The sequence below is a fragment of the Pseudomonas sp. GW821-FHT01D09 genome, assembly GCF_059422465.1.
Genome location: NZ_JBWKWY010000003.1, coordinates 290,772 through 311,659 on the forward strand (window position 1 = coordinate 290,772; position 20,888 = coordinate 311,659).

Annotated in this window: 17 protein-coding genes and 1 riboswitch; of the genes, 11 read left to right on the forward strand and 6 right to left on the reverse strand. The window is 62.1% G+C overall.

What is annotated here, in order from left to right; translation table 11 throughout:
• Nucleotides 1-53: 53 nt before the first annotated feature.
• Nucleotides 54-1,493 (reverse strand): TolC family outer membrane protein, encoded by a 1,440-nt coding sequence (locus AC07W7_RS05700; RefSeq protein ID WP_076961604.1) that lies wholly within the window; start codon nt 1,491-1,493, stop codon nt 54-56.
• Nucleotides 1,494-1,689: 196 nt separating this feature from the next.
• Nucleotides 1,690-1,795: riboswitch (TPP riboswitch) on the forward strand.
• Nucleotides 1,796-1,945: 150 nt separating this feature from the next.
• On the opposite strand from AC07W7_RS05700, the gene thiC reads away from it, so the two are divergent.
• The gene (gene thiC, locus AC07W7_RS05705; RefSeq protein WP_076961603.1) at nt 1,946-3,835 is read left to right on the forward strand and encodes a phosphomethylpyrimidine synthase ThiC; all 1,890 of its coding nucleotides are present in this window, start codon (nt 1,946-1,948) and stop codon (nt 3,833-3,835) included.
• 118 nt (nt 3,836-3,953) lie between these two features.
• Here the strand turns inward: thiC and AC07W7_RS05710 are convergent, their stop codons facing one another.
• Nucleotides 3,954-4,700 (reverse strand): RsiV family protein, encoded by a 747-nt coding sequence (locus AC07W7_RS05710; protein WP_099170111.1) that lies wholly within the window; start codon nt 4,698-4,700, stop codon nt 3,954-3,956.
• Nucleotides 4,701-4,902: 202 nt separating this feature from the next.
• Between AC07W7_RS05710 and AC07W7_RS05715 the strand changes: the two genes are divergently transcribed.
• The 3 genes from AC07W7_RS05715 (at nt 4,903) to cpdA (ending at nt 6,874) form a co-directional block, all read left to right on the forward strand.
• Nucleotides 4,903-5,520, forward strand: coding sequence for an NUDIX domain-containing protein (locus AC07W7_RS05715; protein ID WP_169900858.1), 618 nt, complete (start codon nt 4,903-4,905; stop codon nt 5,518-5,520).
• The gene (locus tag AC07W7_RS05720; RefSeq protein WP_495038899.1) at nt 5,511-5,960 is read left to right on the forward strand and encodes a DUF1249 domain-containing protein; all 450 of its coding nucleotides are present in this window, start codon (nt 5,511-5,513) and stop codon (nt 5,958-5,960) included. The genes AC07W7_RS05715 and AC07W7_RS05720 overlap by 10 nt, the downstream gene beginning before the upstream one ends.
• A 98-nt stretch (nt 5,961-6,058) precedes the next feature.
• Entirely contained in the window at nt 6,059-6,874 is an 816-nt protein-coding gene (gene cpdA / locus AC07W7_RS05725; protein ID WP_169897352.1) for a 3',5'-cyclic-AMP phosphodiesterase, read from the forward strand.
• A gap of 1 nt (nt 6,875) precedes the next feature.
• Here the strand turns inward: cpdA and AC07W7_RS05730 are convergent, their stop codons facing one another.
• From AC07W7_RS05730 to AC07W7_RS05740, 3 genes are all read right to left on the reverse strand, one after another.
• Nucleotides 6,876-7,859, reverse strand: coding sequence for a M14 family metallopeptidase (locus tag AC07W7_RS05730; protein ID WP_495038900.1), 984 nt, complete (start codon nt 7,857-7,859; stop codon nt 6,876-6,878).
• A gap of 71 nt (nt 7,860-7,930) precedes the next feature.
• A complete protein-coding gene (locus tag AC07W7_RS05735) occupies nt 7,931-9,247 on the reverse strand; it encodes an MFS transporter (protein WP_099170114.1) in 1,317 nt (438 codons plus the stop codon).
• A 223-nt stretch (nt 9,248-9,470) separates the two neighbouring features.
• Nucleotides 9,471-10,361, reverse strand: a complete 891-nt coding sequence (locus tag AC07W7_RS05740; protein ID WP_495038901.1) for a LysR family transcriptional regulator — start codon at nt 10,359-10,361, stop codon at nt 9,471-9,473.
• A gap of 133 nt (nt 10,362-10,494) precedes the next feature.
• Here AC07W7_RS05740 and AC07W7_RS05745 point away from each other — a divergent pair, with 133 nt between their 5' ends.
• The 6 genes from AC07W7_RS05745 to AC07W7_RS05770 all read left to right on the forward strand — a co-directional run bounded on the left by AC07W7_RS05745 (nt 10,495) and on the right by AC07W7_RS05770 (nt 17,724).
• Nucleotides 10,495-11,103 (forward strand): YqiA/YcfP family alpha/beta fold hydrolase, encoded by a 609-nt coding sequence (locus AC07W7_RS05745; RefSeq protein ID WP_076961595.1) that lies wholly within the window; start codon nt 10,495-10,497, stop codon nt 11,101-11,103.
• A 44-nt stretch (nt 11,104-11,147) separates the two neighbouring features.
• Entirely contained in the window at nt 11,148-13,052 is a 1,905-nt protein-coding gene (gene parE, locus AC07W7_RS05750; RefSeq protein ID WP_032862074.1) for a DNA topoisomerase IV subunit B, read from the forward strand.
• Entirely contained in the window at nt 13,052-14,047 is a 996-nt protein-coding gene (locus tag AC07W7_RS05755; protein WP_495038902.1) for an esterase-like activity of phytase family protein, read from the forward strand. Before parE ends, AC07W7_RS05755 begins: the two co-directional genes overlap by 1 nt.
• Nucleotides 14,044-14,565 carry a retropepsin-like aspartic protease family protein gene (locus tag AC07W7_RS05760; RefSeq protein WP_495038903.1) on the forward strand — a complete coding sequence of 174 codons (522 nt, stop codon included), beginning with the start codon at nt 14,044-14,046 and terminating at the stop codon, nt 14,563-14,565. Before AC07W7_RS05755 ends, AC07W7_RS05760 begins: the two co-directional genes overlap by 4 nt.
• Before the next feature lie 10 nt (nt 14,566-14,575).
• Complete coding sequence (gene parC, locus AC07W7_RS05765; protein WP_032862071.1) at nt 14,576-16,840, forward strand: DNA topoisomerase IV subunit A; 2,265 nt, start codon at nt 14,576-14,578, stop codon at nt 16,838-16,840.
• 176 nt (nt 16,841-17,016) lie between these two features.
• Nucleotides 17,017-17,724 carry a PqiC family protein gene (locus tag AC07W7_RS05770; RefSeq protein WP_029299146.1) on the forward strand — a complete coding sequence of 236 codons (708 nt, stop codon included), beginning with the start codon at nt 17,017-17,019 and terminating at the stop codon, nt 17,722-17,724.
• 187 nt (nt 17,725-17,911) lie between these two features.
• Here AC07W7_RS05770 and AC07W7_RS05775 read toward each other — a convergent pair whose 3' ends face one another.
• Nucleotides 17,912-19,444, reverse strand: a complete 1,533-nt coding sequence (locus AC07W7_RS05775) for an AhpA/YtjB family protein (protein ID WP_197881262.1) — start codon at nt 19,442-19,444, stop codon at nt 17,912-17,914.
• A 133-nt stretch (nt 19,445-19,577) separates the two neighbouring features.
• Between AC07W7_RS05775 and serB the strand changes: the two genes are divergently transcribed.
• On the forward strand, nt 19,578-20,792 hold the full coding sequence (gene serB / locus AC07W7_RS05780) for a phosphoserine phosphatase SerB (RefSeq protein ID WP_076961589.1): 1,215 nt from the start codon (nt 19,578-19,580) through the stop codon (nt 20,790-20,792).
• The last annotated feature ends 96 nt before the right edge of the window (nt 20,793-20,888 follow it).

Below are 20,888 nucleotides of genomic sequence, written 5' to 3' on the forward strand. Positions count from 1 at the left end.
TGTGGGAGCTGGCTTATGTGGGAGCGGGCTCCCACATTTGTCATGGGGTGGGTTTAGTTACCAGGGCGGGCCTTCAGTTGTTCGGCCGCAGCCTTGGCCAGGTCCGGCGGCAGGAAGTCCTTGTCCGGGTTGTAGTCGGCCTTCAGATACCGCGCCAGGTCCTGCAAGTCCCCCGGGTTCAATGTCCCCGCCGCCTGCTTCAAGCGCAGGTTGTCGAGGATGTAGTCATAGCGGCTGTTGTTGTAGTTGCGCACCGACGCGTAGAGCTGGCGCTGCGAATCCAGCACATCGACGATATTGCGCGTGCCCACCTGGTAACCGATTTCCGTGGCTTCCACTGCGCTCTGGTTGGAGATGATCGACTGGCGGCGCGCCTGCACCTGTTCGACGTCGGTGTTGACCGCGCGGTGCAGGTTGCGGGTGTTTTCCACCACCTGGCGGCGCAGGCCTTCGCGTTGCTGTTCGGTCTGGCCCAGGCGCGAATAGGATTCGCGCACCTGGGAGCTGGTGAGGCCGCCGCTGTACAACGGGATGTTCAGGCGCAGGCCGATGGTGCGCTGCTCGACATCACCGCCATAAGGCTGACCGAAGGCATTGGGGTTGCGTAAACCGAGGGCGTCATTGTCGCCTTTCTCGTATTGCGCCACCGCGTCCAGGGTCGGCGCGTGGCCGGCCTTGCGTTGCTTGAGGGTTTCTTCGGCGGCGGTGACCGCATAGTTGCTGGCCAGCAGGTTCAGGTTCTGCCGCCCGGCGGTGTCGACCCAGGCCTTGGCATCGTTCGGTGCCGGTGGTAACACCGGCAAGGTATGGACGATGCCCTGGATCGAATTGTATTGGCGGTTGGTCAGGGTGATCAGCGCTTCAAACGCATCATCCACCTGGCGCTGGGCGAGGATCCGGTTGGCCCGCGCGGTGTCGTAGCTGGCCTGGGATTGCAGCACGTCGGTCTTGTCCGACAGGCCCACGTCGAAACGCTCGTTGGACTGGTCCAGTTGGCGCTTGAAGGCGGCTTCTTCGGCCTTGGTCGAGGCCAGGTTGTCCTGGGCACGCAACACGGCGAAATAGTTTTCGGCACTTTGCAGGATCAATTCCTGCTCGGTGGCCGACAGTTGCAGGGCGGCTTGTTCATTGACGGCTTCGGCGGCTTGCAACTGGAACCAGCGGTCGGCACGGAACAGTGGCTGGCTCAGGGTCGCGCGCCAGGTATGGGCGTCGCGATTGGCGGTGGCCGACGGGGTATCGATCTGGGTGCGCACGTTGTTCACGTCGGCCCCGGCCGAAAGGTTGGGCAGCAAGCCGGCGCGGGCCTGGGGCACCACTTCTTTCTGCGCGCCATATTGGGCGCGGGCGGCGGCCAGGTCAGCGTTGTTGTCCACCGCTTCCTGGTAGACGCTGACCAGGTCGGTTTTGGTCGACAAGGGCGCTTCTGCTGCCCAGACCAGTCCATTGGTCGCACAAGACACGGCAAGAGCCAGTGAAAGTTTGCGCAGCATGAGGCGATCCCTAGATAAATATTACGACAATAATTTAGCGCCCAAGGCTACGACGAGCAATCCATAGCGTCAAGCCGCTGAGGCAGGAGCCGAGTGTAGTGGTCGCACCCCGGCACAACAATCCTGTAATTGCGCCATTCATCATGCTGAATGCACCGCTATTGGCAATTTGCCTGCTCCATGGTCTAGACTGGCCGCGTTCTTGTCGGGGTGCCTTGCTATGAGGCTGAGATCGGTCAATACCGGATCCCGTTGAACCTGATCAGGTTAGCGCCTGCGTAGGGAACAAGATTTCTCGTCACCCGGCGAGTCCTCTTGTGCTTCGTCCGGGATGTTGTTCGACAATCGAACAGCCCTCGTGCACCAAGCACAGCACTGCCTCCAGTGCGTCCATCCGTCACAGGTTCGCTCCGACAAAAATCCACTGCCTGGATGTGTCTGGAGAGCCCGTGATGAGTACAAAACTAAAAAACACCGTGCATTTGAGTGAGTCGGCCAAGGTTGACTCGGGATCTGTGCAGCCCTTTACCCGCTCGCAAAAAGTCTATGTGCAGGGCACTCGCCCGGATATCCGCGTGCCGATGCGCGAAGTCAGCCTGGACGTGACCCCCACCGACTTCGGCGGTGAGATCAATGCACCGGTGGTGGTCTACGACACCTCCGGCCCGTACACCGACCCGAATGTCATCATCGACGTGCGCAAAGGCCTGGGCGATGTGCGCTCGCCATGGATCGAGTCCCGTGGCGACACCGAGCGCCTGCCGGGCCTCAGTTCGCACTTCGGCCAACAGCGTCTGAGCGATGCCGAGCTGACCGCCCTGCGTTTTGCCCATGTGAAAAACCCGCGCCGGGCCAAGGCCGGGGCCAACGTCACGCAGATGCACTACGCGCGCCAGGGCATCATCACCGCCGAGATGGAATACGTCGCCATCCGCGAAAACATGAAGCTCGAAGAAGCCCGCGCCAGTGGCCTGCTCGAGCAGCAGCACGCCGGCCACAGCTTTGGTGCCAGCGTGCCGAAAATCATCACCCCGGAGTTCGTGCGCGAAGAAATCGCCCGTGGCCGCGCCATTATTCCGGCCAACATCAACCATACCGAACTGGAACCGATGATCATCGGCCGTAACTTCCTGGTGAAGATCAACGGCAATATCGGCAACAGCGCCCTGGGTTCGTCCATCGAAGAAGAAGTGGCGAAACTCACCTGGGGCATTCGCTGGGGGTCGGACACGGTGATGGACCTGTCCACCGGCAAGCACATCCACGAAACCCGCGAGTGGATCATCCGCAACTCGCCGGTGCCGATCGGCACCGTGCCGATCTACCAGGCCCTGGAAAAAGTCGGCGGCGCCGCCGAAGACCTGACCTGGGAGCTGTTCCGCGACACCTTGATCGAACAGGCCGAGCAGGGCGTCGATTACTTCACCATTCATGCTGGCGTGTTGCTGCGCTATGTACCGCTGACCGCCAAGCGCGTCACCGGCATTGTGTCCCGGGGCGGCTCGATCATGGCCAAGTGGTGCCTGGCGCACCATAAAGAGAACTTTACCTACACGCATTTCGACGAAATCTGCGAAATCATGAAGGCCTATGACGTCAGCTTCTCCCTCGGCGATGGCCTGCGTCCGGGCTCGATTGCCGACGCCAACGATGCGGCGCAGTTCGGTGAGTTGGAAACCCTTGGCGAGTTGACCAAGATTGCCTGGAAGCACGACGTGCAAACCATGATCGAAGGCCCTGGCCATGTGCCGATGCAGTTGATCAAGGAGAACATGGACAAACAGCTGGAGTGCTGCGACGAAGCGCCGTTCTACACCCTGGGCCCGCTGACCACCGATATCGCGCCCGGCTACGACCACATCACCTCGGGGATCGGCGCGGCGATGATCGGCTGGTTCGGTTGCGCCATGCTGTGCTACGTCACGCCCAAGGAACACCTGGGCCTGCCGAACAAGGATGACGTGAAGACCGGGATCATCACTTACAAAATCGCGGCCCACGCGGCGGATTTGGCCAAGGGCCATCCCGGCGCGCAGATCCGCGACAACGCCTTGAGCAAGGCACGGTTCGAGTTCCGCTGGGAAGACCAGTTCAACCTCGGCCTGGACCCGGACACCGCACGCTCCTATCACGATGAAACCCTGCCCAAGGACTCGGCCAAGGTCGCGCATTTCTGCTCGATGTGCGGGCCGAAATTCTGCTCGATGAAAATCACCCAGGAAGTGCGCGAATACGCGGCCAACCAGCGCATCGAAGCGGTGGACGTGGATGTGGCCAAGGGCTTGGCCGAACAGGCGCAGCGGTTCAAACAGGAGGGCAGCCAGCTCTACAAAAAGGTCTGACCCCAATGATCGTTCCCACGCTCTGCGTGGGAATGCATCCCGTGACGCTTCGCGTCACAACGCGGACGCAGAGCGTCCAACGCGGCATTCCCACGCGGAACGTGGGAACGATCAATCTTCAGCGACGTGCAGGCACTAGCTCAGGCTTGATGATGCCGTCGAGGCGCGCGTAAGGAATCTGCAACTCGACGTGGCCCATGGCGTAGGGCGCAATGGTGGTGGTGGGGTACTTGAGCACCACCGCGCCGTAGGTCAGCGCCACGTTCGGGGTTTTCTGGAAGGGCCAGCTTTTCACATACTCCGGCTCCAGGCTCAGGCGGGTGCTGATCAGCCAGCTGTTGTGGGCCACCTGGGCGGCTTTCCAGAACGCATCTTCCTTGCCGGGGCGCAACATGTCCGTCAGGGTCAGGTTTTTCTGCTGCTGGCGCGAGTAGTTGATAAAGCCACGACCGGGTTCGCCATGGGCGCCGCCGGTGTCCAGGTAGCTGGACAGTTCGATGATCACCAAGCCGTCATGCTGCTCCCGTACCTTGGCCTGCAAATACATACTGTTGCGCGGGCCGGACTCGCGTAGGAATTTTTCCCGATAGGCATTCAGCGAGGCTGGCAGTGGCGCGCCGGGGGCGGTGCGGGTCATTTCCAGCAAGCGTTGCTCGATCAGGGCATCGAGCTTGGGCTCGTTGGCGAAATGCACCGTATCGATGTTCACCAGTGGGCAATCGGCGGCGGTGCAGCCGGGTTGCACCACCTCGGAGGCATCGCGGGTGGCTTCCAGCGGTGCGCGGTAGCTGGGTTGGAACAGGCTCTGGCAAGCGCCGAGGGTCAGGGCAATACAGGCCACGGAGGCGACTTTTAACAGCGACATGGGCGTCCTTCATAAAGCGGAGAAGAGCGAAAGATATGGGGCTTCGACTGTCGGCATCCCAGTCAGTTCGCCACTAAGCTGATTACAGTGAGTTTGACCGCCGCCGCCTGTCCCGGCAACAGGAAAGGGGCTGCACCGACGGGCGCGTGCGCTGTAGGATGGCGCGATGCCAAGACACACACCGCAATAAACGAGGGTTGATATGACCGACAGTGCGAAATCGACGCCGACCAGGTTTGAAGAGGTTCAGCGCGACAATGCCTACCAGGGCTTCTACAAGCTTGATCGTGTACAGCTGCGCCACGAGCTGTTCGACGGCGGCATGAGCCCGGTGATCAACCGCGAGATTTTTGTGCGCCACGATGCCGTCTGTGTCCTGCCCTACGATGCGCAACGCGATGAAGTGGTGTTGATCGAACAGTTCCGCGTGGGCGCCATGGGTCGCACCGACAACCCCTGGCTGGTGGAGATGGTGGCCGGCCTGATCGACAAGGACGAGCAACCGGAGGAGGTTGCGCACCGCGAAGCCGAGGAGGAAGCTGGGCTGACCTTCTCTGCGCTATGGCCGATCACTAAATATTTCCCGTCGCCGGGTGGCAGCACCGAATTCGTCCACCTGTTCCTGGGGCGTTGCGACAGTACCGGTGCCGGCGGGATCCATGGCCTGGCCGAAGAAGCAGAAGATATCCGCGTCACTGTCTGGGCCTTTGAAGATGCCCTGCAAGCGGTACGCGACGGTAAGATTTCCAACGCAGCCAGCATTATCGCCCTGCAATGGCTTGCGCTTAATCGCGCGGAAGTGAGGGGGTTATGGCAGTAAAGGCACGGGAACGCTACCGGGTCGACCTGATCGGCTTGCAAGCTGCTTGCGAGGCCAACTATGCACGGCTGATGCGCCTGTTGCCGGACATGCGCCACACGCCCGAAGCGCGACGGATCGCCGTGACCCACGGCGACCAGATGCTCGGCGTGCTGAACCTGGAAGTCATCCTCACCTGCCCGTACACCAGCATCCTGCGCGTGCGCCAGGAACACAGCCTGCCGTGGCTGCCGGTGCCGCAGCTGGAAGTGCAGGTGTACCACGATGCGCGGATGGCCGAAGTGGTCAGCGCCGAACATGCGCGGCGCTTTCGCAGCATCTATCCTTACCCCAATGTGTTCATGCACCAGCCCGATGAGAAAGCCCAGCTCAATGTGTTTCTCGGCGAATGGTTGAGCCATTGCCTGGCCCTGGGCCATGAGTTTGAAGTCGTGCGCTAGAGGTGAACGGCGTGCGCTTCACGGGTTTCCTCTTTGTGTCCTGCCCCAGCATAATTGCGCCTATTGTCCCTTTTTCGTGATTGCCCTGGGAGAACGCCTTGCCGAGCGTATCCACCGTGAACCCTGATGTGCCGGTGTTGCTGGTGCAACTGTCCGACAGCCACCTGTTTGCCGAGGCCGGCGGCACGCTGCTGGGCATGAATACCCGCGACAGCCTGCAACGGGTGATTGACCTGGTCCTGGCCCAGCAGCCACGGATTGATTTGCTGCTGGCCACCGGCGACCTGTCCCAGGACGGCACACTTGAGTCCTACCAACAGTTTCGCGACCTGAGCCAGCAGATCGGCGCCCCGGCGCGCTGGATTCCGGGCAACCACGATGAACCGCAGGTCATGGCCCAGGCGACCATGGGCAGCGCGCTGCTGGAGCCGGTGGTGGATGTGGGCAACTGGCGGGTCATTTTGCTGGACTCCGCCGTGCCGGGCTCGGTGCCGGGTTATCTGGCGGATGTGCAATTGCAACGCTTGGCCCAGGCCTTGAGCGAAGCACCGGGCCGTCATCACCTGGTGTGCTTCCACCATCACCCGGTGTCCATCGGTTGCGCCTGGATGGAGCCGATTGGCCTGCGCAATCCCGAGGCGCTGTTTGCCGTGCTCGACCGCTTTCCCCAGGTGCGGGCGGTGCTGTGGGGGCATGTGCACCAGGAAATCGACCGGGAGCGCCAGGGCGTGCGCCTGTTGGCGTCGCCGTCGACCTGCATCCAGTTCGCCCCGGGCAGTGAGGATTTCAAGGTCAGCGAACAGGCCCCCGGCTATCGCTGGCTGCGTTTGCATGCCGATGGCCGGTTGGAAACCGGCGTGGAGCGGGTCCAGGGGTTTGTATTCACCGTCGATTACGGTAGCAATGGCTACTGATCTATTGAGGGTAGTCCCGCGCTAACCTCACCACTGTAATGCCTGGCCCCAGATGCCGCAGCGAAGGCTGGATCAGCACGCAGTTGTCGTACGGCGTGACAATTTCGCGCTGAGCGTCCCGGGCGATCACCGTTCCTGCGTGAGTGATCCGTTCCAGGCCACGGAAGTCATCGGTGAAACGGAAGTCCATACCGTGGGCGACGACGGGCTCGGTGACTTGCAGGCATTGCTGGGGTGCGGGGTTTTCCTGGCGCAGAAACCTCGACACGTCGGTTTCGGCGACTGTTTCAGTCGCGATCAGGAAACGTGCCGCCACATCGAGGGCGACGTATTCGCTTTTTTTCGAAAAATGCTGGCCGGTCTCGATCAGCAGCGCATTTTTGTGGCTGGCGGCATCGCCAAACCCGCCGTAGTCCCGCATGCGCTGGCCGTTGGCATGGCCGGCGTCCGCGACGATGGTTGCCGGTACACCTAATGATTGGGCGAACGCCAGGCCTTTGGCGCAGGCGCCGCACATCATCAGCGGCGGGGATTCTTCGTGCATTGAGTGGATATCGAGCAGCAAGTCCACATTGTCGATCAGCGGTCGCAACTCCCGTGCGCGGCGCAATTCGGCGGAGTCGCGCGGGCCGTCGAGGGTCGCGGGCAGCCAGACGCGGTTCATGTCCTCGTCAATAAAGCGGGCCGCATCGATGTCCTGTGGGTCGAAGCGTTGATAGGCCGCTATATTGGCGAACCCCAGCGACAATCGCCCCTGGCGCGGGCGCACCCCGCTGCGCAACAGGGTGTCCACCGCGATTGCTCCGCTGACTTCATTGCCATGGGTCAGTGCCATGATCAGCACATGGGGCCCTGGCTTGCCGCTGTCGAAGCTGTGGATATAGTCGATTCCAGCGTTGCCGGTTTTCCATTGGCTCAGGTCAGGGAACCGGACTTCCACGGGGTAGGGTTTGAGTGCTGCACGAACCTGCTCAAGGGTTTTCATTTCAGTCTCCAACTGACCGGTGGGGGCACTTGTCGCGCGGGATTAGGGCGCGACAAGCAGCAAGCATTGGCTTAATTGGCGCTTGGCTGGGTGCCGCGCATGCGTCGGCCCAGGCAGACAATCGCCAGTACGCTGATCAAAATGGTCGTCATCACATAAAAACTGGGGGCCAGCTTGCTGCCGCTGGCGTCGATCATCCAGGTCACGATCAACGGTGCGAAACCACCAAACAGGGTGACGGAAAAGTTGTAGCTCAGCGCCAGGCCGGTCCCGCGAATGCTGGTGGGGAAGATATCGGCCAGCATCGCCGGGATCGGTCCCAGGCAGGCGGCGATCAACAACCCGACAAGCGCTTGCACGACCAGCAATGTAGAAAAACTGGGGAAGGCATTGAGCAGTGCGAACATTGGATAAGACGACAGCCCGGTAATCAGCAAGGCGATGGTCAGTACCCGAAACCGTCCGTGGCGATCGGATAAACCGCCAAATACCGGGGCCATGAGCATCAACGTGATGCCGGTCATCAGGGCGCCGAGATACGACGAAGTGGCCGTGATATTCAGTTGTTTAAAGGCATAGATCGGCATGTACAGCTTGTGTACATAGTTGAAGGCGGTCGCTCCGGCCACCACGCCGATAGCCAGCAACAGGCTGACGTGCCCTTTGACCAGCACGTCTCGCAGCGGTGTCTTGAGCGCTGTGCTGGCGGCGCTTTTCTTGAAGTCCGGGGTTTCATCGATTTGCGTACGAATATAGAAGCCCACGGGCCCGATCAGCAGGCCGAAGCCGAATGCCACACGCCACCCCCAGTCGTTCAACTGCACGTCCGACAGCACATAGCTGAGGAGTGCACTGACACCCGCGGCCAAAACCGTCGCCAGTCCCTGGGTCGACAACTGCCAGCTGGCAAAGAACCCCCGGCGCTTGGCATCGGCGTGCTCGACCATAAACGCAGTCGCCGCTCCAAACTCACCGCCCGTAGAAAACCCCTGGAGCATGCGCGCAACGATGATCAACAGCGGCGCGGCCAGGCCGATCTGCTCGTAGGTCGGGGCGAAGGTAATTATTGCGGTGCCGATCAGCATGATCATGATCGACATCGTTAACGAAGCCTTTCGCCCGGCCCGGTCGGTGTAGGCGCCGAGCACAATGGCGCCCAGCGGGCGCATCAGGAAGGAAATGCCGAACGAACCTACGGCCAGCAACAATGAAGTGGTTTCGTTATCCGACGGGAAAAACAGTTTGCCGATGACCACCGCGAAGTAGCCGTAGATCAATAAATCATAAAACTCCAACGCGTTGCCGACACTGGCAGCGATGATCTCTTTCCATGGGCCTCGCTGGGTTGGAGCCTGTGCCGATGATAGGGCGGATGATGGGACTGTCATGAGTGTGCACCAGGTCTGTTTCACTGTTGGCATTCGGATTCGCCGCACCGCAGCGCGGCCTGGCGAGATCGAAGGCATTAATTGTTATGGGTGAAAGCCCGGATGAAAGTGAATCAAGTGCGCACGAACGGCAATTGCCGTTTCGGCACAGGTTTGAGCTGTTTTGGCACGGGGCCGGTAGGCGTTGGGTTTTACGCATCTTGACGTTGAGGCCACGACCGCGTCACAGGCCTTCCCAGATCCTCATGACCATTTCGCTCTGGTTGGTGCGCAGGCGATGCAGCGAGACGTCGAAGCCGACGTGAAACTCGGGGCCGCCTGCAATCACCAGCTCGCCGCAGGCCAGCGCAGCCTTGACCACCATGTGCGGCAGCCACGCCAGGCCTCTGCCGCGCTTGGCCATTTCCAGAATGGCGTCATAGGAATCAGCCTGGTAGACCATGCGCAATGCCAGGTGCTGGGGCAGCCGCTCAAGGTGTTGGGCCAGCACGCCGCGTAGGGCCAGGGAGGGCGAGAAGGCCAGCCAGGGGATGCTCAGGGCGCTGTGGCTGGCGGATATCTGCTGCCGCGCTTGACCTTTGGCGTCCGGCGCGCTGACCGGCAGCAGTTCCTCACGGGCCAGTACCCGGGAGTCGAAACGCTCCGGGTCCAACAGCGTCTGGGTCAATGGGCTGGAAAAGCTCAACAGCAGGTCGACGTCGCCGGCGGCCAACTTGCTGATCGCTTCTTGCGCCCCGCTGGTGACCAATGACACCGCAAAGTTGCCCAGGCGCTGGTGCAGTGACTCGTACCAGTCCGGGAAAAAATCACTGGCCAGGGTCCGGCCGGTGGCGATCCGTACAGGCTCGTCGCGGCTCAGGGGGCTGCCTTTGAATTGCGCCCTGACGGTGTTCAGCAATTGCAGGGATTGCGTGGCGGCATCCAGGAACAGCACGCCGCAAGGCGTCAGTGACAGGGGCTGTTTGCGCTCGATCAATGGCGTGCCGACCCATTCCTCCAGCGCCCGGATCCGTCGGCCGAACGCCGGGTGCGTGACACAGCGATTTTCGGCGGCCCGCGACAGGCTGCGGGTGCGGGCCAGTTCGATAAAATCCTCAAGCCATTCAAGTTGCATGCGGTTTTCCTGCCTGGCGGCTCATCAACGCGGCGCAACCGATAGTACCGCCAGCGGCGATGGGCTGCACCCACAACCCCCCCGTTCCCTGTAAACTGCGCCCCTTTGGCTGATAACGCACGGAGAGCCCGGCATGTCCGCTTCGATCTTGTATATCCACGGTTTCAACAGTGCGCCGGCCTCGACCAAGGCCAGCCAACTGATGGGCGTGATGGACAGCCTCGGTCTGGCTGGCCAACTGCGGGTGCCGGCCTTGCATCACCACCCACGCCAGGCGATTGCCCAGCTGGAGCAGGCGATCAGCGAGCTGGGGCGGCCGCTGCTGGTCGGCAGCTCACTCGGCGGCTACTATGCAACCCATCTTGCCGAACGCCATGGCCTCAAGGCCCTGCTGGTCAACCCGGCGGTCAGCCCCCATCGCATGTTCGACGGTTACCTGGGCCCCCAGCAGAACCTCTACACCGGTGAAACCTGGGAACTGACCCTCGATCACGTCGCGGCCCTGGCTGCGCTGGAGGTTGCAGCGCCCCAGGATGCCCAGCGTTATCAGGTGTGGTTGCAGACCGGGGACGAAACACTGGATTATCGCCTCGCCGAGCAGTATTACCGGGCCTGCGCCTTGCGTATCCAGGCCGGCGGCGACCACAGTTACCAGGGCTTTGGCCGACAGTTGCCGGCACTGTTGAGTTTTGCCGGCATTGGCGCAGATCAGTACCAATCCTTCGATTTCACCGCATTGTGAAACCGCAGGTTACTTTTTAATCGAACGACTCACGACGAGACCCCATGGCCACTCCCAGCGCTAGCTCTTATAACGCCGACGCCATCGAAGTCCTCTCGGGCCTCGACCCGGTGCGCAAACGCCCCGGCATGTACACCGACACCAGTCGGCCGAACCACCTTGCCCAGGAAGTCATCGACAACAGCGTCGACGAAGCCTTGGCCGGGCACGCCAAGTCGGTCCAGGTCATTTTGCACGCCGACCACTCCCTGGAAGTGTCCGACGACGGGCGCGGCATGCCGGTGGACATCCACCCCGAAGAGGGCGTGTCGGGTGTCGAGCTGATCCTCACCAAGCTCCACGCCGGCGGCAAGTTCTCCAACAAGAACTACCAGTTTTCCGGCGGCTTGCACGGTGTGGGTATTTCCGTGGTCAACGCCCTGTCTACGCAGGTGCGGGTCAAGGTCAAGCGCGATGGCAACGAATACCAGATGACCTTCGCCGATGGCTACAAGGCCACCGAGCTGGAAGTGGTCGGCACGGTCGGCAAGCGCAACACCGGCACCAGTGTGTACTTTGCGCCGGACCCGAAATATTTCGACTCCCCCAAATTCTCCATCAGCCGCCTCAAGCACGTACTCAAGGCCAAGGCCGTGTTGTGCCCGGGTTTGCTGGTCAGCTTTGAAGACAAAGGCACCGGCGAAAAGGTCGAGTGGCACTACGAAGACGGCCTGCGCTCCTACCTCGAAGACTCGGTCAGTGACTTCGAGCGCCTGCCCAACGAGCCGTTCTGCGGCAGCCTGGCCGGTAACAAGGAGGCCGTGGACTGGGCCTTGCTGTGGTTGCCCGAGGGCGGCGACAGTGTGCAGGAAAGCTACGTCAACCTGATCCCCACCGCCCAGGGCGGGACCCACGTCAACGGTCTGCGCCAGGGCCTGCTGGATGCCATGCGCGAATTCTGCGAATACCGCAGCCTGTTGCCGCGTGGGGTGAAGCTGGCGCCGGAAGACGTCTGGGAACGCATCGCCTTTGTGCTGTCGATGAAGATGCAGGAGCCGCAATTCTCCGGCCAGACCAAGGAGCGCCTGTCGTCCCGCGAGGCGGCGGCGTTTGTCTCGGGCGTGGTCAAGGACGCGTTCAGCCTGTGGCTCAACGAGCACCCGGAACTGGGCCTGGCCCTGGCGGAACTGGCGATCAACAACGCCGGGCGGCGCCTCAAGGCCAGTAAAAAGGTCGAGCGCAAGCGCATCACTCAGGGCCCGGCACTGCCGGGCAAGCTGGCGGACTGCGCCGGCCAGGACCCGATGCGCTCCGAACTGTTCCTGGTCGAAGGTGATTCCGCCGGCGGTTCGGCCAAGCAGGCGCGGGACAAGGAATTCCAGGCGATCCTGCCGCTGCGCGGCAAGATCCTCAATACCTGGGAAGTCGATGGCAGCGAAGTGCTGGCCAGCCAGGAAGTGCACAACATCGCCGTGGCCATTGGCGTCGATCCGGGCGCCGAGGACATGAGCCAGTTGCGCTACGGCAAGATCTGCATCCTCGCCGACGCCGACTCCGACGGCCTGCACATCGCCACGTTGCTTTGCGCCCTGTTCGTCCAGCATTTCCGCCCGCTGGTGGATGCCGGTCACGTCTACGTGGCCATGCCGCCGCTGTACCGTATCGACCTGGGCAAAGAAATCTACTACGCCCTGGACGAAGCCGAGCGCGACGGCATCCTCGACCGCCTGGTGGCCGAGAAAAAACGCGGCAAACCACAAGTCACCCGATTCAAGGGCCTGGGTGAAATGAACCCGCCGCAACTGCGCGAAACCACCATGGACCCGAACACCCGGCGCCTGGTGCAGTTGACCCTGGAAGACTACGCCGCCACCTCGGAAATGATGGACATGTTGCTGGCCAAGAAGCGCGCCGGCGACCGCAAGGCCTGGCTGGAGTCCAAAGGCAACCTGGCCGAGGTCTTGGGCTGATGCGCAGCGGTTTCGCCCTGGCGATTCTGTTGTTGAGCGGGTTGGCAGCGACCCCAGTGGTTGCCCAGCCCGCGGTCGAGCTCAAATTGCTGTCCGAACATCCGGTAGACGGCATGCGCGGCGGCAATCTGTCGGGCCTGGCCTTGTGCGGCAAAGAGTTGTGGACCGTCTCTGATCGCGACGACGACCAGATCTACCGCCTCGATACCCGCGCCGATACCTGGCAGGCCGAGGCGGTAAAGCTCGACGTGCCGCCGGTGCCCGAATCGGGCCTGCCCTGGGGCTTGCGTGCGCGCACCACGGCGGCGTCGGTGATTCGTGGCGGCGACCTGGACTTTGAAGGCATCAGCTGTGACGCTGCGGGTAATCGCTATATCGTCAGCGAAGCCCATGCGGCGGTGCTGCAAGTGCCGGCCACGGGTGCGCCGCAGTGGTTGAAGATCGCCCCCGGCATGGTCCGCGAGGCCCGGGCCAGTGGCCTGTTGCTGCACTTCAATGCGTTGTTTGAGGGCTTGGCGATCAACCTCGAGGGCAATCAGATCTGGCTGGCGGCCGAGCGTGAGCGGCGTGGGCTGATCTCGATCAAGCGCGGGCAAAGCGTGTGGGACTGTGATGGCCCATGCGTGCTGCTGAGCGAGGCCGGCCAGGAAATGCAGCCGGCGCAGTTTCCGGGGGCCAAGGCGGTGTCCAAGGACTTTTCCGACCTGGCGTTGTTCAATGGCAAGCTGTTTACCCTGGAGCGCAACGTGTTCCAGATTTGCCGGCGCGACAGCGTGACGGCCAAGATCGAGCAGTGCTGGTCCTACGCTGATGACGCCCTGGTGCCGCATCGACGTTACCCCCAGAGCTACGGCCTGGCGGAAGCTTTGCTGATTGATGCCGAGGGGGCCTGGATTGGCATCGACAACAATTTCGGCGCCCGGGCCGATGGTGAAAAACGCCCGATGGTCTATCGTTTCGCCGCCCCGGCCGGTGGCTGGAGCGCCCAGCCATGAGCGCACAACCACCGGGCAAGCGTGCCGGGCGGGTGTTGATGTTCGTGGCCTGGGGCGCGGGGCTGTTTCTGGCCACGCGGTTTTTCGGGCAATGGGAGGCGCGGCAGGAAAACCCCAATGCCGTGGTCGTCTCACAGCAACACGAGGGTTATATCGAAGTGAAACTGGTCGGCAACGGCCAGGGGCATTTTGTCGCCACTGGCCAGATCAACAGCCAACCGGTGGAGTTCATGCTCGACACCGGCGCCACCGACGTGGCGGTGCCGGCCGAGTTGGCCGAACGCCTGGGGCTCAAGCGCGGTTTGCCGGTGACCTTGAGCACCGCCAACGGCCGTAGCCAGGGCTACCGCACCCACCTTGACCGCCTGCAGTTGGGGGATATCGTCCTGCAGGATGTGCGCGCCCTGGTGGCGCCGGGCCTGGGTGGCGAGCAAGTGCTGTTGGGCATGAGTGCATTGAAACAACTTGAATTTACCCAGCGTGGCGGCACCTTGCTGCTGCGCCAGACCAGACAATGATGAGGCCCGCATGAGTGACATCCTTGCAGACAGCTTAGACGGCGTAGAGCGCCGGTCGCTGGCTGACTTCACCGAAAATGCCTACCTCAACTACTCCATGTACGTGATCATGGACCGTGCCTTGCCGCATATCGGCGACGGCCTGAAACCGGTACAGCGGCGCATTATCTACGCCATGAGTGAGTTGGGCCTGGACGCGGACTCCAAGCACAAGAAGTCGGCGCGTACCGTCGGTGACGTGCTCGGCAAGTTCCACCCCCACGGCGACTCGGCGTGCTACGAAGCCATGGTGCTGATGGCCCAGCCGTTCAGCTACCGCTATACCCTGGTCGATGGCCAGGGCAACTGGGGTGCGCCGGATGATCCCAAGTCCTTCGCCGCCATGCGTTACACCGAGGCGCGGCTGTCGCGCTACTCCGAAGTGCTGCTCAGCGAGTTGGGCCAGGGCACGGCAGACTGGGGCCCGAACTTCGACGGCACCCTCGACGAGCCACTGGTATTGCCGGCGCGCCTGCCCAATATCCTGCTCAACGGCACCACCGGCATCGCCGTGGGCATGGCCACCGACGTGCCGCCGCACAACCTGCGTGAAGTGGCCACCGCCTGCGTGCGCCTGCTCGATGAGCCCAAGGCCACCGTTGAGCAACTGTGCGAGCATATCCAGGGCCCGGACTACCCGACCGAAGCAGAAATCATCACCCCGCGTGCCGACCTGTTGAAGATGTACGAGACCGGCAAGGGCTCGGTGCGCATGCGCGCGGTGTACCACATCGAAGATGGCGACATCATCGTCACCGCCTTGCCGCACCAGGTCTCCGGCGCCAAGGTGCTGGAACAGATTGCCGCGCTGATGCAGGCCAAGCCCTCGAAGCTGCCGCAAGTGGCGGACCTGCGTGATGAGTCCGACCATGAGAACCCTTGCCGCATCGTGATTATCCCGACCAATAGCCGGGTCGATCACGAAGTGCTGATGCAGCATCTGTTTGCCAGCACCGAGCTGGAGTCCAGCTACCGGGTCAACGTCAACATCATCGGCCTGGATGGCAAGCCGCAGCTGAAAAACCTGCGCAACCTGCTGGTGGAGTGGCTGGAGTTCCGGGTCAATACCGTGCGCCGCCGCCTGCAGTTCCGCCTGGACAAGGTCGAGCGCCGCCTGCACCTGTTGGACGGCTTGCTGATCGCCTACCTCAACCTGGATGAAGTGATCCACATCATCCGTACCGCCGAGCACCCGAAAGCCGAGTTGATCGCGCGTTTCGAGCTGAGCGAGATCCAGGCCGACTACATCCTCGATACCCGCTTGCGCCAGTTGGCCCGCCTGGAAGAGATGAAGCTGCGCGACGAACAGGACGCGTTGCTCAAGGAGCAAGCCAAGCTGCAAGCCCTGCTGGGCAGCGAAGCCAAGCTCAAGAAGCTGGTGCGCAGCGAACTGATCAAAGATGCCGAAACCTATGGCGACGACCGCCGCTCGCCGATTGTCGAGCGCACCGAAGCCAAGGCCCTGACAGAAACCGAGCTGTTGCCCAACGAGAAAATTACCGTCGTTCTGTCGGAAAAGGGTTGGGTTCGCTCCGCCAAGGGGCATGATATCGATGCCACTGGCTTGTCGTACAAGGCCGGCGATGGGTTCAAGACCGCCGCAGCCGGGCGTTCCAACCAGTTTGCGGTGTTTATCGACTCCACCGGGCGTAGTTATTCGGTGCCGGCCCATACCTTGCCGTCTGCGCGGGGCCAGGGCGAACCGCTGACCGGCCGCCTGACACCGCCGCCAGGGGCGAGTTTTGAATGTGTCTTGCTGCCCGATGATGACTCGCTGTACGTCATCGCCTCCGACGCCGGCTACGGGTTTGTGGTCAAGGGCGAGGACTTGCAGGCCAAGAACAAGGCGGGCAAGGCGTTGCTGAGCCTGCCGAACAACGCCAAGGTGATCCTGCCGCGTCCGGTCGAGGACCGCGAGGGCAATTGGCTGGCCTCGGTGACCACCGAAGGGCGCTTGCTGGTGTTCAAGATCAGCGACCTGCCGCAACTGGGCAAGGGCAAGGGCAACAAGATCATTGGGATTCCCGGGGAACGGGTGGCCAGTCGTGAAGAGTACGTGACCGACATCGCCGTGATCCCGGAGGGCTCGACCCTGGTGCTACAGGCTGGCAAACGCACGCTGTCGCTGCGTCCTGACGACCTTGAGCATTACAAGGGCGAGCGTGGACGACGCGGGAACAAATTGCCCCGTGGCTTCCAGCGGGTGGATGCATTGTTGGTAGAGACACCCGCTTAAGGCGATATAGAGCGCCCGATCTACGATTTAACGTGTAGATCGGCGCTTTCGCGCTGGAGTCATGGCGCATATTCACGGATGATATGGCCTTTCCAGCGCCGGCGTGGCTGAGCGCGTATAGGTTATTTTTAGTATTACATTGTGGTTTGCCTTGTGGCAGCCACCTGGATGGGATGATGACTGCTCCACGCCTTCCTTTATTTCTGATGCTCGCTGGCCTTTTGGGGTTGGCGGGTTGCACGACGCACCAACCGGTGTCGCTGTACCAGCTAGATAGCGGGAATCCGGCGCAGCCAGCGCAAAGTGCTGGCATGGCCGTCTTGCTCGGGCCAGTCGTGGTTGCCGATTACCTGCAACGCGAAACCCTGCTGCAACGCCAGGACGATGGCAGCCTGCAAGGCTCCATCGACGGCCGTTGGGCCGGTAGCCTGTCGTCGGATATCAACCAGTTGATGCTGCGCCAGGTGGCCGGCCATCTGGACAGCCAGCGTGTGGTGCTGTCGCCAGCGCCTACCAGCTTCTCCCCCGATGTGCAGGTGTTGCTGACCATCACGCGCCTGGATTCCGGGGCTTCGCAGCCGGCGATCCTGGACGCGCAATGGCGCTTGATCGACCGCCGCGGCCAGGTGCGGGACAACCGCATCGTGCATCTGCAGGAGCAACATGCCGGCAGCACTGCGTCCCAGGTCCAGGCCCAGGGTGTGTTGTTGCAGCGTTTGGCAGAACAGTTGTCGGTAGCCCTCAAGCCGTTGGCCAACCAGCCACCGATTGCCGAGGCCCCCCGTAAGCAGGCCCCGGCGCCGGCCAAGCCGGCGGCCCCGGAAAAGCCGAAGATCCCGATGGCTTCGCCGATTCGCACGGACATGGAAGTGTTCAGGTTCTGACCTGGATCGTAGCCAAATAAAAGGCCCGCTGAGTAAGCGGGCCTTTTTGTTTGGCGCAGATCAAATGTGGGAGCGGGCTTGCCCGCGATAGGGGTGTGTCAGTCGACATCTTGGTTGACTGATTCGCCGCCATCGCGGCGATGCGGCGACCCGACAAGCCCGCTCCCACACAAGCCCGCCGTGTTGTTTAGGGCTTGTTCCGGGTCTCATGCATCCGCGCCAACTGGCGCTCCAGCATCGACGGGTAAGGCTCCATCAACCGCTCTACACAGCACGCGCCTTCCGGGCTGGCAATCGGGCGGATGCGTGCGCGTTGGCGGATCAAGGCGTCGTCGCTGATCTTGCGCTCCACCAGCAACAGGTTGCGGCTGTGTTGCGACAAGGCCAGGGCGTCCTGGGCGTTTTCGGTGAGCAGCAGGTCGATCTGGCTCATGCCATACAGATCGTCGCCCAAGGTCAGGCCCAGTTGCAGTTGCAGGGTGATGCCGCTGTCGGCGACTTCGATCTGCAAGGCATGGCCCAGGGCGCGCAGCAGCTCACCGCAGCAAATGGCATTGGTCAGGTAGTCTTCGCCGCTGTCTTCGCTGTGGAACAGCATCAGCGTGCTGCCATCATTGAGGGTGTGCAGCTCGCTCTGGTACAGCGAGGCTGCCTGGTCGAGGCAGTCGCGATAGCGTTCCAGCAGCTCGGTCAGGCGGGCCCGTGGCAGGCGGCGCAATTGCTCCTGGGCGCCCAGTTGCACGGCCAATACCGCGCTGTGCTGGGGCTGGCTGTTGTGGACTGCGGCAGGCTTGGGCGCGACCACCGGGTTTGGCGCCGACTCGTCACGCAGGTCGGCAAACGGGTCGTCATCGTCCAGGCTGTCTTCGTCGGCCTTGATGGCTGTGCGCGCTACGGGCTTGAGGCCCGCCACCGGTGCTGGCTCGTCGAAACCCGGGTCGCGCAGGTTGCGCACCTCGAACTCGGGTTCGTCATCGTAGTCGGTGTCGTCGAACTCCGGCTCAGGCTTGGCTTCGGGCACGACCGGCTCCGGGGCAAAGCTGGTGTGCAGCTGGCGGGCAAGGTCGCCGATCTCATCCTGGCGGTCGGTGGCCGGGGTGTGTTCGTCGATGTCGCGCAGCCAGATACGCAGTTGCATCAGGGGCGTGGAGATATGCCGGCCCAGGCGCAGGCTCAAGGCCAGGGCCAGGGCCAACAGGATGGCACTGAGGATGCCCATGCTTTGCAGGCTGATGGTCATCGGCTGCTGGAACTGTTGCATATCCAGGCTGATGCGCAATTGGCCGGCCTTCACATCCTGAAACGTGATATTGCTCTGGTACAGGCCTTCGGCCTCACCCAGCAGGCCGTTTTTCGGGCGTTGCCCAGCTTCGGCCATGATCCGGTTGTCCACGCTGTAGATGGCGGCGTGGGCCACCAGCGGGTTCTTGGTCAGGTTGTTGAGCAGCACGTTGAGGCTGAGGATGTCATTGGACACCAACAGCTCGGTCGCCGAGGTGGCGGTCTGGGTCGTCAAGCTCTCGCCCAGGGCGTCGGCTTGCTCGTGCATGGCCTGTTTGAACTGCAAACCCATCACGCAGGCGTAGATCACCAGGGCCAGGGCGACCAGGATCACGTTATGGCTGGCAATGCGTAATGCGATCGGTACACGGCGGTGGCGCAGTGCCCGGAAGATCAGCAGGAAGAAGTTATCGGTTTTTACTGGCGTGGGCCGGTTCACTTGCGCTCGGCTCTTGGTCCGTGAAGTTGACGCGCAGTATAGCGACAGGCCCAAGACCGGCAAAGCGCTGGCTGTGCCCGATGGTCACTGAAAGTGGGTAGAATGCGGTTTTTTTCCAGCTCGGGGGTGCGCTTTGCGCGAAATTGTCCTGATTAACATCACCGGCGAAGATCGTCCGGGTCTTACCGCAGCCATTACCGGTGTCCTGGCTCAGGGTGGCGTGACCATCCTCGATATTGGCCAGGCCGTGATCCACGACACCCTGTCGTTTGGCATTCTGGTCGAGATCCCGAGTACCGAACAGGCCTCGTCCGTGCTCAAGGACATCCTGTTTACGGCCTATAAGCTGGATCAGCAGGTACGTTTCACCCCGGTTTCCGAGGAGGATTACCAGCATTGGGTCGCTGGCCAAGGTAAAAAGCGCCATATCGTCACGCTATTGACGCGCCGGGTGACTGCTGAACAATTGCAGCGGGTCAGCTCGATCACTGCGCAATATGGCCTGAATATCGATCATATCGACCGTTTGTCGGGCCGTATGCCGCTGGACATGCCGGCGGACCAGGGCAAGGGCTGCATCGAGTTCTCTGTGCGCGGTGAACCGGCCGATCCCCAGGCCTTGCGCGCCGAGTTCCTCAGCGTGGCCCAGGAACTGAACGTGGATATCGCCTTCCAGGAAGACTCGTTGTTCCGCCGTAACCGGCGCCTGGCGGTATTCGACATGGACTCGACCCTGATCGAAGCCGAAGTCATCGATGAGTTGGCCAAGGCTGCGGGCGTTGGCGAGCAAGTTTCTGCGATCACCGAGCGCGCGATGTCGGGTGAGTTGGACTTTCGCGCCAGCTTCAAGGAGCGCCTGGCGCTGCTCAAGGGCCTGGACGTCAGCGTCCTCGACGCCATCGGCGCCTCCCTGCGCTTGACCGAAGGTGCCGAGACCCTGTTCGCCGAGCTCAAGCGCCTGGGCTACAAGACCGCGATCCTCTCGGGCGGCTTTACCTACTTTGCCAAGCAATTGCAGGCCAAGCTGGGCATCGACTATGTATTCGCCAACGAGCTGGAAGTGGTGGATGGCAAGGTGACGGGCGTGGCGGTCGAGCCGATTGTCGATGCGCAGCGCAAAGCTGATCTGCTACGGGAGTTGGCGCACAAGGAAGGCTTGCGTCTGGAGCAGACCATTGCGGTCGGCGACGGCGCCAATGACTTGCCGATGCTGGCTATCGCCGGGCTGGGCGTGGCGTTCCGTGCCAAGCCGCTGGTCAAGCAGTCGGCCAAGCAGGCGATTTCGACCTTGGGGCTGGACGGTGTGTTGTATCTGTTGGGCTTTCGCGACCGCGACGGCCAGCTGTAACAATCCGACCCTATTGTTGACATGCGTTTAAAAATGTGGGAGCTGGCTTGCCTGCGATAGCGGTGTTGGGTTCACCATCGCTATCGCAGGCAAGCC

Excerpts from the sequence above, each read along its gene's own strand:
- thiC (WP_076961603.1), top strand. The coding sequence starts at position 1,946 with ATGAGTACAAAACTAAAAAACACCGTGCATTTGAGTGAGTCGGCCAAG.
- AC07W7_RS05720 (WP_495038899.1), top strand. The coding sequence starts at position 5,511 with ATGGCAGTAAAGGCACGGGAACGCTACCGGGTCGACCTGATCGGCTTG.
- AC07W7_RS05755 (WP_495038902.1), top strand. The coding sequence starts at position 13,052 with ATGCGCAGCGGTTTCGCCCTGGCGATTCTGTTGTTGAGCGGGTTGGCA.
- AC07W7_RS05715 (WP_169900858.1), top strand. The coding sequence starts at position 4,903 with ATGACCGACAGTGCGAAATCGACGCCGACCAGGTTTGAAGAGGTTCAG.
- AC07W7_RS05735 (WP_099170114.1), bottom strand. The coding sequence starts at position 9,247 with ATGACAGTCCCATCATCCGCCCTATCATCGGCACAGGCTCCAACCCAG.
- parC (WP_032862071.1), top strand. The coding sequence starts at position 14,576 with ATGAGTGACATCCTTGCAGACAGCTTAGACGGCGTAGAGCGCCGGTCG.
- AC07W7_RS05770 (WP_029299146.1), top strand. The coding sequence starts at position 17,017 with ATGACTGCTCCACGCCTTCCTTTATTTCTGATGCTCGCTGGCCTTTTG.
- AC07W7_RS05710 (WP_099170111.1), bottom strand. The coding sequence starts at position 4,700 with ATGTCGCTGTTAAAAGTCGCCTCCGTGGCCTGTATTGCCCTGACCCTC.
- AC07W7_RS05740 (WP_495038901.1), bottom strand. The coding sequence starts at position 10,361 with ATGCAACTTGAATGGCTTGAGGATTTTATCGAACTGGCCCGCACCCGC.
- parE (WP_032862074.1), top strand. The coding sequence starts at position 11,148 with ATGGCCACTCCCAGCGCTAGCTCTTATAACGCCGACGCCATCGAAGTC.
- AC07W7_RS05745 (WP_076961595.1), top strand. The coding sequence starts at position 10,495 with ATGTCCGCTTCGATCTTGTATATCCACGGTTTCAACAGTGCGCCGGCC.
- AC07W7_RS05700 (WP_076961604.1), bottom strand. The coding sequence starts at position 1,493 with ATGCTGCGCAAACTTTCACTGGCTCTTGCCGTGTCTTGTGCGACCAAT.
- AC07W7_RS05730 (WP_495038900.1), bottom strand. The coding sequence starts at position 7,859 with ATGAAAACCCTTGAGCAGGTTCGTGCAGCACTCAAACCCTACCCCGTG.
- AC07W7_RS05760 (WP_495038903.1), top strand. The coding sequence starts at position 14,044 with ATGAGCGCACAACCACCGGGCAAGCGTGCCGGGCGGGTGTTGATGTTC.